This is a genomic window from Sphingomonas sp. MS122, assembly GCF_049532975.1.
In the GTDB taxonomy this organism is placed as follows: Bacteria; Pseudomonadota; Alphaproteobacteria; order Sphingomonadales; family Sphingomonadaceae; genus Sphingomonas.
The window spans coordinates 61,873-74,726 of the sequence record NZ_CP186695.1 but is presented as its reverse complement, the minus strand read 5'-3'; the positions used below and the strand labels follow the sequence as shown (position 1 = coordinate 74,726).

The following is a 12,854-nucleotide window of genomic DNA, read 5'->3' as shown; positions in this document are numbered from 1 at the left end:
TTCGCCCGATTGGTGCGTTGGAGGGCCAATGGCAAGCGAACGTGACGAACAGCTGCGCGAAAGCGCGCGCAACCGGGGGTTGAAGTTGGTCAAGTCGCGGCGGCGCAAGGCGGGCGGCGACTTCGGCAAATACGGACTCAAGGATGCTGCGGGAAAGGAGCTGTTCGGCTTCGGCAAGTCCGGGCTGACCGCGAGCGCGGCGGAGATCGAGGATTATCTGCGCGGCGCGATGCGTAGCGACTGGAAGGAGGCGGCGAAGGGACTGCCGAAGCGCAAGCCCCCACCCAAGCCGAAAGCGGCGCCTAAGCCGAAGCTCAAGAAGCTGAAGGTCGGCAACATGCTCGCCAGATTGCCCGCGGCGAAGCGCAAGGAGGCGTTCACCGAATTGCTGGCGCAGGGCGGGGTGCGGATAGAGCGGATCGTCTCGAACGGGCAGGCGACGCCGGCGGACAAGCCGTTCGTGCAGGAAGCCGACGAATGGGTGGTCGTGCTCCGGGGCAGCGCGGCGCTCCGGCTGGAGGGATATGCGGAGGCTTCGCTGGAGCCCGGCGACCATCTGCTGATCCCGGGCGGGGTGAAGCATTGGGTGACGCGCACCGATCCGGATGGGCCGACGGTGTGGCTAGCCGTCCATCTTGGCTGAGGTGACATGGTCGATCACCGCCTGCGGCGTGGCGAAGGCGATGTCGGGATCGAGATGCGCGAAGGCTTCCGGGTTGGCATAGCCCCATAGCACCGCGCCGGCACGCACACCGGTCGCGCGCGCCGCGTCGATGTCGCGCGTCTCGTCGCCGATCGACAACGCCTCGTGCGGCGGGATGCCGCTGACCTTGAGCACCTTGCGGAATTTGGGCGCCTTGCCGAACAGCGAGGCGCCGCATGCCCACCAGCGCACGCGAGCGGCGTTCTCGCGGCCGAGCACGGCGCGGGCATTGGCCTCGCTGTTCGAGGTGACGACCGCGATGTCGATTCCCGCCGCCTCGATCGCGGCGAGCATGTCCGCGACGCCCTCGAACAGCTGCACCTGGTGCGTGTTGCGGCCGAACAGGCGGCGCACGTAGCGCGAGATGAAGGGCAGCTTCCAGCGCGGGATCGCGAGATGGCTGATCACGTCGCGCGTGCTCTTGCGCCGCAGCGGCTCGATCTCGTCGGGATGGATGCGGCGGAAACCGTAGCGGTCGGACAGGTGATCCATGATCGACAGGAACCAGTTGCCGCTGTCGGACAGCGTGCCGTCGAAATCGAAGATCACCAGCCGGAGCGGCGCACCCGGCTCAGTCATGAGGGTGCCCATGATTTCCGGGGCCGTGATTGCCGTGGCCGTTATGGAGCCGGCACGGATCGCCGTCGCCGACCTCGATCTGCAGCGTCGCGTGGCCGATGCGGAAATCATGCGCCAGGCGATGCTGCGCGTCTTCGAGGAAGGCGTCGCCGGGATGGCCGTCGGGCATCAGCAGATGCGCGGTCAACGCGACCTCGGTGGTGCTCATCGGCCAGATATGGAGATCATGGACGCGGGCGACGCCGGGCAGACCGGCGAGCATCGCGTCGACCTTTTCGGGATCGATGCCGGGCGGGACGGCATGGAGCGCCATCGTCACCGAATCGCGCAGCAAGCCCCAGGTGCTCCACAGGATCGCCGCAACGATGAGCAGGCTGATCGCGGGATCGATCCACAGCGCGCCCGTGAGCAGGATCAGCCCGCCGCCGAGCACCACGCCTGCCGAGACGCCGGCGTCGGCCGCCATGTGAAGATAAGCACCGCGGACGTTGATGTCGCTGTCGCGTCCGCGCATGAACATGAGCGCGGTGGCGGCGTTGATGAGGATGCCGATGCCGGCAACGATCATCACCGTCGCGCCTTCGACGGCAGGCGGGTCGCGGAAGCGCTGTATCGCCTCGAGCGCGATCGCGCCGACGGCGACGAGCAGCAGCACGGCGTTGGCGAGCGCGGCGAGGATGGTCGAGCTCGACAGACCATAGGTGAAGCGGCGCGAGGCCGGGAGCTTGGCGAGCGAGGCGCCGCCCCACGCGATCAGCAGCCCCAGAACATCGGAGAGATTGTGCCCGGCGTCCGCCAGCAGCGCCATCGATCCGGTGAGGATGCCGGCCGCACCCTCGACCGCGACAAAGGCGAGATTGAGCGCGGTGCCGATCGCGAAGGCGCGGCCGAAATCGGCCGGCGCATGGCTGTGGCCGCCATGGCTGTGCGCATGTCCGGCATGGCTATGGTTGTGCGACCCGTGCATCGCGGCGACCTTAGCCGCAGCGCAGCATGTGATGCTAGGACACATTGCGGTTTTACGCAGGGTGGTTCGCGCGGGCTTGACCCTCACGCTGCGTCATCCCCGATAGAGCGATTCGCGTGAAGATGAGGAACGACATGCGAACGGTGCGGCAGGTGGCGAAGGCGGCGCGAATCAGCGTGCGCACGCTGCATCATTACGACGCGATCGGCTTGCTCGAGCCGGGGCATGTCGGAGCCAATGGCTATCGCTATTATGGCCGCCCGGAACTGCTGCGGCTGCAGCAGATCCTGTTCTATCGCGAGCTGGGCCTGCCTTTGGGCGAGATCGGCGCGATCCTCGACGATCCGGGGTTCGATCCGCTGACGGCGCTGAAGGGGCATCGGGAGGCGCTCGAGGCGCGGATCGGCCGGTATCGCGAACTCATCGCCACGATCGACCGCACGATCGCGTCGCTCGAAAAGGATGAGGCGATGGACGACAATGACTATTACGCGGGCATCGCGCCCGAAACGCGCGAGCGTTGGCAGCGCGAGGCGGTGGCGTTCTGGGGTGAGGACGCAGTGCGTGCAGCGCAGGACAAGGCACGGGGCTTCTCGAAGGAACAGGTCGCGCAGATCCAGACCGAGATGGAGGCGATCCGGAGCGACTTCCAGCGGCTGTTCCGCGAGGGCGCCGAGCCGGGATCGGAAGCGGCGCAGGCGGTGGCCGCGCGCCATTATGCCTGGGTGTGCCACAGCTGGACTCCCGACGCGGCGGCGTTTGCGGGGCTCGGACGCTTCTATGTCGAGAACGCCGAGTTCCGCGGCACGTATGAGGATGGCGCGCTGCCGGGGACGGCGGAATTCATCGCCGCGGCGATGGCGATCTATGCCGAGCGGTCGCTCTAGCCGCGGCGTCGCTGCGGGCGGCGGTCGTCACCGTCGCCCGGGCGTGCGCCGGGCTGGGGCTGGGGCCGCGTGGTGAGCAGCTCGCTGCGCAGGATCGTGCCGTTCTTGTCGCGGTCGAAGCGCGTGAAGAACAGCTCGAACCGGCCCTGCAGCTCGGGCAGGCTGATGCGGTTGTCGCCGTCCTGGTCGACCTCGAAGGGGCTCGGCAGTGCGTTGCGGTTGCCGAGCCACCGTTCGGACCAGTCGCCGAACTGGATATAGCCGATCGCGGGCTGGCCCTTGGCCACCGCCTCGAAGCTCTTGCGCACGCCCGCATCGTACTCGGCGCGGGTGACGGCAGCGTCGCCATCGGCATCGAACGCGGCGATCGCCATCGCCACCGGCTCGGCGATCATCAGTGGGATCGGCTCGGCGCCGGGCAGCGGGCGGGCGAGCACGGGCGGCGGGGTCACCGGCTGCTGCTGGGCGGCGAGGGCGGCGAGGGCGAGAAGGATCATGCGGGCTTTCCGGGCAGGAGCAGGCTGGCGTCACCATAGCTGTAGAAACGGTAATTGGCAGCGATGGCGTGGGCATAGGCGGCCTGCATGCGGTCGAGGCCCATCAGTGCCGAGACCAGCATGAACAGAGTCGAGCGCGGCAGGTGGAAGTTGGTGACGAGGCCGTCGACGCCGCGGAAGCGATAGCCGGGGGTGATGAAGATCGCGGTGTCGCCCTCGAACGGGCGGACGATGCCGTCCTCGCCGCTCGCGCTCTCGATCAGGCGCAGACTGGTGGTGCCGACCGCGATGACCCGGCCGCCCTTGGCGCGGACGGCGTTGAGGCGGTCGGCGGTTGCCTGGTCGATCCGGCCCCATTCGGCGTGCATGCGGTGATCGTCGGTGTCGTCGGCCTTGACCGGCAGGAAGGTGCCCGCGCCGACATGGAGGGTCAATGTGGTATGCTCGATTCCCGCCGCTTCGAGCGCGGCCATGAGCGCTGGCGTGAAGTGCAGTGCCGCGGTGGGAGCGGCGACGGCGCCGGGCTCGTTCGCGAACATCGTCTGATAGTCGTCGGCGTCGCGCGCGTCGGTCGGGCGCTTGGCGGCGATATAAGGCGGGAGCGGCATGCGCCCGGCGCGCTCGAGCAGCAGCTCGACCGGCTCGTCGCCGGGGAAGAACAGGGTGAAGCTGCCGTCGTCGTGGCGCGCCTCGGCCATGGCCGTGACGCCCGCGCCGAAGTCGATCGCGTCGCCCTCGCGCAGCCTTTTGGCATTGCGGATGAAGGCGATCCAGTGCCGCGGCCCCTCGCGCTTGTGGAGCGTGGCGCCGATCCGCGCCTCCCCCCGCGTGCCCTCGAGCTGAGCGGAGATGACGCGGGTATCGTTGAAAACGAGCAGGTCGCCGGGGGTGAGCAGCGCGGGGAGATCGCCGACGGTGCGGTCCTCGGTGCGCCCCTCATTACCGGCGCCGTCGAGCAGCAGCAGCCGCGCCGAATCGCGCGGGCTTGCCGGGCGCAGCGCGATACGCTCGGGCGGCAGCTCGAAATCGAACAGGTCGACGTTCATGCGGATTCGACGCCCGGACGAGCCGGGCGGCGCGTCACTTCTTGCCCGGCCCCGGCGGCAGCGCGGCGGGCTCCTCGACCGGCGCGGGCGGCGGTGGCGGGGTGTAGGCCGGCGGATTGTCGGCAGCGATATAGGCGTGGAGGATCTTGGCGGGATTCGCGGGCGGCTCGCCGCGCGGGATCGAATCGACATATTGCATGCCATCGATCACCCGGCCGAACACGGTGTATTTCTGGTCGAGGCCGAGGCGCGGCACGAACATGATGAAGAACTGACTGTTGGCGCTGTCCTCGCTCTGCGCGCGGGCGGCGGAGACTGCGCCGCGGACGTGCGGGAGGTAGTTGAACTCCTTGGGCAGGTCGGGCTGCTCCGAGCCGCCGCTGCCGTCGCCCTTGGGGTCACCGCCCTGCGCCATGAAGCCCTCGATCACGCGATGGAAGACGAGGCCGTCGTAGAATTTCTTGCGGGTGAGATCCTTGATCCGCTCGACCATCTTGGGCGCGACGTCGGGGCGCAGCCAGATGGTGACGCGGCCGCCGGTCGACAGGTCGAGCAGCCAGAGATTTTCCTTGTCGGTCGTAGCGGGCGGGGTCGCGCGCCCCTCGGGACCAGGCACATATTGCGATTGCGCGCTCGCCGGCATGGCGAAGAGCGACGCCGTAAAGGCAAGAATCAGGGCAACAAAACGCATCGACATCCCCACCGGATCTGGAATGGCAGCGGCTTAGAGCAATTCGCTGCTTGCGGCAAAGTGAATGCGGCAAGCGGCGGAATTGCGGCGGCGCCGGTTCTTACGAGCCCTTGCGTCCGATCTGCTCCACGCGAGCCATGACTTCCTCGCGCACCGCGGGCGTCACGAACTTGCGGATCTCGCCGCCGAACATCGCGATCTCCTTGACCAGGCGCGAGGCGATCGGCTGGAGCGAGACGTCGGCCATCAGGAAGACGGTCTCGATCCGGCTGTTGAGCTGCTGGTTCATGCCCGCCATCTGATATTCGTATTCGAAGTCGGCGACGGCGCGCAGCCCGCGCACGATGACGCTGGCGCCCTCGCGCTCGGCGAAGTCCATCAGCAGCGAATCGAAGCTGACGACATGGATCTCGCCCTCGATCCCCTCGACCTCGCGACGCACCATCGCCATCCGCTCCTCGACGCTGAACATCGGGTTCTTGGACGGGTTGGTGGTGACGCCGATGACGAGCCGGTCGACCAGCTTCGCGCCGCGGCGGATGATGTCCATATGGCCGAGCGTGATCGGATCGAAGGTGCCGGGATAGACGCCGGTGCGGAGGGTCATGTCGGTGGCTCCTGGAGGGTCAGCGGTCGCGCTCGAGCGTGTAGCGGGCGATGTCGCGTAGCAGGTCGGCTTCCTCGCCATATGCGTGAAGGTGGGCGATCGCCTGCTCGACGAGCAGACGGGCCTGCTCGCGCGCGCGGTCGAGGCCGAGCAGCGTGAGAAAGGTCTCCTTGCCCGCGGCTTCGTCCTTGCGCAGCTTCTTGCCCGCGGCGTCCTCGTCGCCCTCGACGTCGAGGATGTCGTCGGCGATCTGGAAGGCGAGGCCGATGTCGCGGGCATAGCCGCGCAGGCCGGTGCGCGCGTCGGGCGGGATGCGGCCGAGGATCGCGCCGGCCTCGACCGCGCACGAGATCAGCGCGCCGGTCTTGAGTGCCTGGCAGCGGGTGACGGTGGCGAGGTCGAAGCTGCTCTGTTCCGCCATCAGGTCCATCATCTGCCCGCCGGCCATGCCCGCTGGCCCCGCGGCGCGCGCAAGATCGGCGACCAGCTCGGCGCGCACGAAGGGGTCGGCATGAGTGGCGGGGTGGGCCAGGATCTCGAAGGCGAGCGCGTGGAGGCAATCGCCGGCGAGGATCGCCGTCGCCTCGTCATAGGCGCGGTGGACGGTGGGCTTGCCGCGGCGCACGTCGTCGTCGTCCATCGCCGGCAGGTCGTCGTGGATCAGTGAATAGACATGGATGCACTCGACCGCGGTGGCGGCGCGCGCGGTGCAGCCGGGATCGACCGCGAACAGTCGCGCGGTGGCGAAGGTGAGCAATGGGCGCAGCCTCTTGCCGCCGCCGATCGCGGCGTGGCGCATCGCGGCATAGAGACGCGCGCGGGGATCGGCGGGGATGGGCAGCAGCAGCTCGAACTGGCGGTCGATCTCGTCCGCCACGTCGCGCATCGCCGATTCGAGCGCGAGGCTGGCGTGCGCCACCCGCTCGGTCATCCTGCGGCGAAGGGTGCGGTGCCGGTGACGCGGCCGTCGGCATCGGCCCGGATCGCCTCGATCCGCGCCTGCGCCGCATCGAGCCTGGCGGCACATTGGCGGCGCAATGCATCGCCGCGTTCGTAGAGCGCGATCGCCTCGTCGAGCAGCGCATCGCCGCTTTCGAGACGCGTGACGATCCGCTCCAGTTCCTTGAGCGCATCCTCGAACGACAGCGCAGTGATCTCGGGCTCTTCCGTCATGCCGCCGCTATGCGCCGGGGGCGGAGCCAATTCAACCTCCCGCAATTCGAGCGGGGTTCCTACATTGCCCGCGCCACATTGCCCATGAAGGAGACCGCGCATGTTCACGAGCATCAATCCGGCGACCGGCGAAGAGGCGGCGACGTTCGAGGCGCTGGACGATGAGGCGATCGAGGCGGCGCTGGCGCGTGCCGAGGCCGCGTATCGCTCGTGGCGGGTGAGCGAGCTGGCGCAGCGCACCACCCTGCTGAGCGCGATCGCCGATCAGTTCGAGGCGAACAAGCAGCACCTCGCCGAGACCGCGACCAGCGAGATGGGCAAGACGCTCGCCTCGGCGGTGGCCGAGGTGGAGAAGTGCATCGCGGGCTTCCGCTACTATGCCGCGAAGGGCGCCGCCCACCTGGAGCCGGTGGAGACCAGGACCGCGAGCGGGCGCGCGGTGGCGCACTGGCTGCCGCTCGGGCCGGTGCTGGCGGTGATGCCGTGGAACTTCCCTTACTGGCAGGTGGTGCGCTGGCTCGCGCCGACGATCCTGGCGGGCAATGTCGGGCTGCTCAAGCACGCCTCGCTGACCCAGGGCTGCGCCGCGCTGATCCAGCAGATGGTGAGCGCGGCGGGCGCGCCCGACGGCGTGTTCCAGAACCTCGCGATCAAGTCCGACAAGGTCTCGCGGATCATCGCCGACGAGCGCGTCGCGGCGGTGACGCTGACCGGGAGCGAGGGCGCGGGCGCAAAGGTCGCGGAGGCGGCGGGCAAGGCGCTCAAGAAGGTGGTGCTCGAGCTCGGCGGATCGGACCCGTTCGTCGTGATGCCCTCGGCCGATCTCGACGCGGCGGTGAAGGCGGCGGTCAGGGCGCGGGTGCAGAATGCCGGGCAGAGCTGCATCTGCGCCAAGCGGATGATCGTGCATGCCGATGTCTATGACTCGTTCCTGGAGAAGTTCACGGCCGCGATGCTGGCGGTGAAGATCGGCGATCCGATGCAGGACGGCATCGAGATGGGGCCGCTGTCGAGCGTCGAGCAGCGCGACACGGTGCTGGAGCAGCTCGAACGGGCGATCGCCGACGGGGCGAAGCTGGTCGGCGGTGAGAAGATCGAGCGCGAGGGCGCGTGGATGAGCGCGGGGGTGCTCACGCAGGTCGATCCCGAGGCGGACTTCGCGCAGGAGGAGATTTTCGGGCCCGTGGCGATGGTGTTCAAGGCCGACGACATCGACGCGGCGATCGCGCTGGCCAATGACGTACCGTTCGGGCTCGGGTCGAGCGTGTGGACGCGGGATCAGGCGGAGATCGACCGATTCGTGCGCGACGTGGAGAGCGGGATGCTGGCGGTGAACCAGATGCTCGCCTCGACCCCGGAAGCGCCGTTCGGCGGCGTGAAGCGATCCGGCCATGGCCGCGAGCTGGGGCCGTGGGGACTGCACGAGTTCATGAATTTGAAGGCGGTGATGCTGCCAGACTGGGGCTGACGCGAATGCGGTTTAAACGCCACCCTCCGCCGCGATCTCGAGCAACAGGTCCTTGCGGCTGAGCTTGCCGATCATCGTCTTGGGCAGCTTCGGGCGGATCACCACGGCGTCGACGCGCTCGTGCTTGCCGACCTGGGGGTTGAGCCAGTCGCGCAAGGCCTCGCCAGTGACCGGCTCGGCATCGTCGTTGAGCGAGACATAGGCGCGCGGGGTCTCGCCGCGATAAGGGTCGGGCATGCCGACCACCAGCGCCTCCTTCACCGCGGGGTGGCGGTAGAGCACGTCCTCGATATGCTTGGGGAAGACCTTGAACCCGCCGACCGCGATCATGTCCTTGATGCGGTCGACGATGCGGATGAAGCCGTCGTCGTCGATCTGCCCGACATCGCCGGTGCGCAGCCATTTCTGGCCGGCGGCGTCGTAGCAAAAGGTGGTGCCGTCGGTGTCCGGGCGGTTCCAGTAGCCGGCCATGATCTGCGGGCCGGCGACGACGATCTCGCCCGGCTCGCCTTCGGGCGCGGGACGGGCCGCGTCCTCCTTGTCGACCAGCCGCACGCGCGTGCCGATGATCGGCTGGCCGATCGTGCCCGACTTGCCTTCGGTCTTGTACGGGTTGGCGGAGACCACGCCCGAGCTTTCGGATAGGCCATAGCCCTCGATCAGCACGGCACCGGTCGCGGCCTCGAACCGCGTCTTGAGCTCGGCGGGGAGCGGAGCACCGCCCGAGATGCAATATTTGAGGCTCGACCAGTCGGTCGACGCCGCCTTGGGATGGTCGAGCAACGCCTGGAACATCGTCGGCACACCGGGCAAGGCGAGCGGGCGGGTGCGGCCGATCGCAGCGAGCGCCTGGGCGGCGTCGAAGCGCGGGAGCATCACGATCTCGCCGCCGGTCAGCACGGTGCGGTTGAGCACGCAGGTATTGGCGAAGACGTGGAAGAAGGGCAGCACGCCCAGCACCTTGTCCTTGGTCGTGCCGAGATCGGGGTCGAGCTTGGCGACCTGACGTGCATTGGCCGAGAGGTTGGCGTGCGTGAGCATCGCGCCCTTGGGCAGGCCGGTGGTGCCGCCGGTATATTGGATCAGCGCGAGATGCGTGGCGGGATCGACCTTCGCGGTCTCGCACGCGCCGTTGTTGGCGATGAGCTGCGAGAAGGCCATGATGCGCGGATCGTCGGGCTTCTCGGCGACTTCCCGGGCACGAAACCAGCGGTAGAGCAGCGACTTGGCGGCGGGCAGCGCACCGGCGACCGAGCCGACCACGAGCCGCTCGAGGCTACTCGCGTCGAGCACCTTGAGCGCGGTGGGAAGCAGCGCGGTGGCGCTGATCGTGAACAGCAGCCGCGTGCCCGAATCCTCGACCTGCGCCTCGAGCTCTTCCACCGAATAGAGCGGGGAGAAATTGACCACCGTCGCCCCGAGCTTGAGGATGCCGTAATAGGCCGCGACGTAATGCGGCACGTTGGGCAGGAACAGGCCGATGCGGTCGCCCGGCCCATAGCCCAGCGCCTTCAATCCGCAGGCGACGCGGTTGGCGCCGTCGAGCGTCTCGGCATAGCTGTAATGCCGGCCGAGAAAGTCGAGCAACGGGGCGTTGCCCATGCGCCGCGCGGATTCGTCGAACGCGTCGGCCATCGAGAGCGGCGGGAGCTGCTGGTCCCAGGGGCCGGGGTGACGATAGGCGGTGCGCCAGGCCTGCTCGGGGTCGCTCATTTACACGAGTGTAAGCAACTCGAGGGGCGAGTCAATTCGGGCGACTTCAGCCGATCGCGCGCTTTGCGGTCCAGGTGTAGATCACCGACACGGCGAGAATGCCGAGGTCGACCGCCGCCTGGATCTTGCGCGGCGCGGTATCGGTCACTTCGTGTGTGAGGATCTGGATATCGGCGGTCGGGTGGGGAAGGGTGGCGATGGCGAGCAGCGCCGCGCCGCCGCCGACGAGTGCGATCCTGCGCCTGTCCAACCGATCCATTGCCGCCTCCCTATGGTGTACATCATTACGCCCGGGATGCCTGAACGGCAACTGAATTGGAGCGGCTCAAGCGGCGAGCGGCGCGGCTCTGGCGCGATCGCGGCCGGCGGATTTCGCCGCGAACAATGCAGTGTCCGCGGCGCGATAGAGCGCCTTCCAGTCGGCTTCGGTGGCGAGCGCGCCAGTGGCGGTGCCGATGCTGGCGGTGACGCGCAGGTCGAACGGCATGCGCGTCGCGCGCAGCCGGGTGAGCACGGCATTGGGATCGGCCGGCTGGCTCATGCCGGTGACCACCGCGAACTCCTCGCCCCCGATCCGCGCGACCAGCGTCCCGGGCGGGGCGAGGGCGCGGAGCGTACGCGCGACGACGCGCAGCACCTCGTCGCCGCCGTCATGGCCGAGCGTGTCGTTGACTTGCTTGAAATGGTCGAGATCGAGAATCAGCAGCGTCTGCGGCCCCTCGCGGCCGATCGCGCTGGCGAGGAAGGCGCGGCGGTTGAGCAGGCCGGTGAGCGGATCGGTATCGGCGAGGCGGCGCGCGACCGCCTCCGCGGCGATCGCCGAGTCCCGCTCGCGGCTGAGCAGCCGGATGCGATATGCGATCGCGACCGACGAGATCAGCGCTTCGGCGGACATCGACAGGATCGTCGAATTGTCGAGCCAGAAGTTCCAGCGGATCAGGCCCAGATTGGCGAAGACGCGCATGCACGCGGCGAAGATCGGCAGTGCCCAGGCGATCGCGAACACCCAGAGATAGTTGGAGCGGTTGCGCCAGGCGCTCCACAAGGTCGCGACGACCGAGATGATCACGCCCGCGAACACCCAGGAGTAGACGCGGTCGACAAGGTTCACGCCGATCGGGGCGAAGAGCACGAAGAACAGGCCGGTGCCCACCAGGATGACCACCGTCGCGCGGATCAGCAGCCGCAGCCGGGGGCCGAACACATGCTCTTCGAAAAAGGCCCGCGCGAACAGCAGTGCCGAGGCGCAGGCGAGCGTGAGCAGCAGATAGTTGAGCCGGAGACGGTCATTGTTGGCAATGTCGGACCAGGCCCAGGCGAGCGCGCCGGACGAGGTGAAGGCATAAGCGAGCAGCGCCGCCACCATAAGGCAATAAGCGAGCTGGAAGCGGTAACGAAGCGAGGCCCAGAGCGCGAGATTGTAGACGAGCAGCGCCAGCGCGAGCCCGCCGAAGCCGGCATAGATAGCGCCCATCGCGAGGTTGGAGCGCTGGCTTTCCGCCTGCGTCGCCAGCCGCGGGCCCATGACGATGCCACGCAGATTGGCCGCCCCCTCGACCTTCCACATCAGCCGCCGCACCTTAGCGGGGTGGTGCGGCAGTGGATGCTCGACGATCGCGCCGAGCTGGATGCGCTTGGTGATGCCCCGATTGTCGTCGTGCATCGCCGCAAAATAACCGTCCGCGTAAAGCACGTAGAGCGAGAGGTTCCGCTGCCATACGCTGCCGATCCGCGCGACCAGGTGCTCGTGCGGGCGCGCATCGATCGGATTGGAGATCACCCAATAGTCGCCGGGGCCGAAGCTGGTCTGCTTGGCGGTACAGTCGAAGCGCTGCGGGGCGCGGATCAGCCGCGCTGGATCGTCGCCGGGATGCGCGCGCAGTACGCAGACCGAGAGCGGCCGTCCGGTCTGGCCGGCGCCGAGACTGGACAATTGGGCATGCGCGGGCGCCGCGACGCACGCGAGTATGGCGGCGAACGCCACCAGCAGAGCTGCCATGATCCCCCGGCCCATGCGGCGACCCTAGGCCGGGATGGCGAAGAAGCGGTTAAGATTATCGCCAAGCCGGTGCGCGGATCAGCCGGCGGCGCGGTCGTAGCGCTCGCGATTGGCGTAGATCACCGGCAGGTGGCCGAACGCCCATTCGCCGAGCTGCCGCACCGGGTCGGCGAGCGAGTGACCGAGATCGGTCAGCGCATATTCGACTTGCGGCGGCACGGTCGGATGAACGGTGCGCGCGACCAGCCCGTCGCGCTCAAGCCCCTTGAGCGTGCGCGTGAGCATCTGCTGTGAGATGCCGCTGACCGCGCGCTTGAGCTCGTTGAAGCGCCGCGGCTCCTGGCGCAGCGTCATCACCACGAGCACCGACCATTTGTCGCCGACCATGGCGAGGATGCTGCTGACGGCGCGGCAATCCTGATGCTGATGCGGGAGGGGAGCAGTCATTTCAGTGTGACCAGGTCTCGAAAATATGCGTTCTTGGCGCGCTTGAGGTGGTTACATAGCTAGTCCTGGTCACAAAT

15 protein-coding genes are annotated in these 12,854 nt (G+C 68.2%); 3 read left to right on the top strand and 12 right to left on the bottom strand.

What is annotated here, in order from left to right; translation table 11 throughout:
* Window positions 1-28: 28 nt before the first annotated feature.
* Window positions 29-643 carry a cupin domain-containing protein gene (locus ACO227_RS00350; protein WP_423604354.1) on the top strand — a complete coding sequence of 205 codons (615 nt, stop codon included), beginning with the start codon at window positions 29-31 and terminating at the stop codon, window positions 641-643.
* Here the strand turns inward: ACO227_RS00350 and ACO227_RS00345 are convergent.
* Together ACO227_RS00345 and ACO227_RS00340 are read right to left on the bottom strand one after the other, a co-directional pair.
* Window positions 623-1,282 carry an HAD hydrolase-like protein gene (locus tag ACO227_RS00345; RefSeq protein WP_423604352.1) on the bottom strand — a complete coding sequence of 220 codons (660 nt, stop codon included), beginning with the start codon at window positions 1,280-1,282 and terminating at the stop codon, window positions 623-625. The genes ACO227_RS00350 and ACO227_RS00345 overlap by 21 nt on opposite strands.
* Window positions 1,275-2,249 (bottom strand): cation diffusion facilitator family transporter, encoded by a 975-nt coding sequence (locus tag ACO227_RS00340; protein ID WP_423604350.1) that lies wholly within the window; start codon window positions 2,247-2,249, stop codon window positions 1,275-1,277. The genes ACO227_RS00345 and ACO227_RS00340 overlap by 8 nt, the downstream gene beginning before the upstream one ends.
* A gap of 122 nt (window positions 2,250-2,371) precedes the next feature.
* On the opposite strand from ACO227_RS00340, the gene ACO227_RS00335 reads away from it, so the two are divergent.
* Window positions 2,372-3,136, top strand: a complete 765-nt coding sequence (locus ACO227_RS00335) for a MerR family transcriptional regulator (RefSeq protein WP_423607409.1) — start codon at window positions 2,372-2,374, stop codon at window positions 3,134-3,136.
* On the opposite strand, the gene ACO227_RS00330 is transcribed toward ACO227_RS00335, so the two are convergent.
* The 6 genes from ACO227_RS00330 to ACO227_RS00305 form a co-directional block, all read right to left on the bottom strand.
* Window positions 3,133-3,633 (bottom strand): EF-hand domain-containing protein, encoded by a 501-nt coding sequence (locus ACO227_RS00330; protein ID WP_423604348.1) that lies wholly within the window; start codon window positions 3,631-3,633, stop codon window positions 3,133-3,135. The genes ACO227_RS00335 and ACO227_RS00330 overlap by 4 nt on opposite strands.
* Window positions 3,630-4,679, bottom strand: coding sequence for a tRNA preQ1(34) S-adenosylmethionine ribosyltransferase-isomerase QueA (gene queA / locus ACO227_RS00325; RefSeq protein ID WP_423604346.1), 1,050 nt, complete (start codon window positions 4,677-4,679; stop codon window positions 3,630-3,632). Before queA ends, ACO227_RS00330 begins: the two co-directional genes overlap by 4 nt.
* Window positions 4,680-4,713: 34 nt before the next feature.
* A complete protein-coding gene (locus ACO227_RS00320; protein ID WP_423604344.1) occupies window positions 4,714-5,370 on the bottom strand; it encodes a peptidylprolyl isomerase in 657 nt (218 codons plus the stop codon).
* Window positions 5,371-5,470: 100 nt separating this feature from the next.
* On the bottom strand, window positions 5,471-5,977 hold the full coding sequence (gene coaD / locus ACO227_RS00315; RefSeq protein ID WP_423604342.1) for a pantetheine-phosphate adenylyltransferase: 507 nt from the start codon (window positions 5,975-5,977) through the stop codon (window positions 5,471-5,473).
* 19 nt (window positions 5,978-5,996) lie between these two features.
* Window positions 5,997-6,908: a polyprenyl synthetase family protein gene (locus ACO227_RS00310; protein WP_423604340.1), complete on the bottom strand. Its 912-nt coding sequence runs from the start codon at window positions 6,906-6,908 to the stop codon at window positions 5,997-5,999.
* The gene (locus ACO227_RS00305; RefSeq protein ID WP_423604338.1) at window positions 6,905-7,150 is read right to left on the bottom strand and encodes an exodeoxyribonuclease VII small subunit; all 246 of its coding nucleotides are present in this window, start codon (window positions 7,148-7,150) and stop codon (window positions 6,905-6,907) included. Before ACO227_RS00305 ends, ACO227_RS00310 begins: the two co-directional genes overlap by 4 nt.
* A 100-nt stretch (window positions 7,151-7,250) precedes the next feature.
* On the opposite strand from ACO227_RS00305, the gene ACO227_RS00300 reads away from it, so the two are divergent.
* Window positions 7,251-8,618, top strand: a complete 1,368-nt coding sequence (locus ACO227_RS00300; RefSeq protein WP_423604337.1) for an NAD-dependent succinate-semialdehyde dehydrogenase — start codon at window positions 7,251-7,253, stop codon at window positions 8,616-8,618.
* Between the two features lie 12 nt (window positions 8,619-8,630).
* Here ACO227_RS00300 and ACO227_RS00295 read toward each other — a convergent pair whose 3' ends face one another.
* The 4 genes from ACO227_RS00295 to ACO227_RS00280 all read right to left on the bottom strand — a co-directional run bounded on the left by ACO227_RS00295 (window position 8,631) and on the right by ACO227_RS00280 (window position 12,777).
* Entirely contained in the window at window positions 8,631-10,331 is a 1,701-nt protein-coding gene (locus ACO227_RS00295; protein ID WP_423604335.1) for a long-chain-fatty-acid--CoA ligase, read from the bottom strand.
* 46 nt (window positions 10,332-10,377) lie between these two features.
* Complete coding sequence (locus ACO227_RS00290) at window positions 10,378-10,590, bottom strand: hypothetical protein (protein ID WP_423604333.1); 213 nt, start codon at window positions 10,588-10,590, stop codon at window positions 10,378-10,380.
* Between the two features lie 66 nt (window positions 10,591-10,656).
* Window positions 10,657-12,330 (bottom strand): sensor domain-containing diguanylate cyclase, encoded by a 1,674-nt coding sequence (locus ACO227_RS00285; protein ID WP_423604331.1) that lies wholly within the window; start codon window positions 12,328-12,330, stop codon window positions 10,657-10,659.
* Window positions 12,331-12,408: 78 nt separating this feature from the next.
* On the bottom strand, window positions 12,409-12,777 hold the full coding sequence (locus tag ACO227_RS00280; RefSeq protein WP_423604329.1) for a winged helix-turn-helix transcriptional regulator: 369 nt from the start codon (window positions 12,775-12,777) through the stop codon (window positions 12,409-12,411).
* Between the last annotated feature and the right edge of the window lie 77 nt (window positions 12,778-12,854).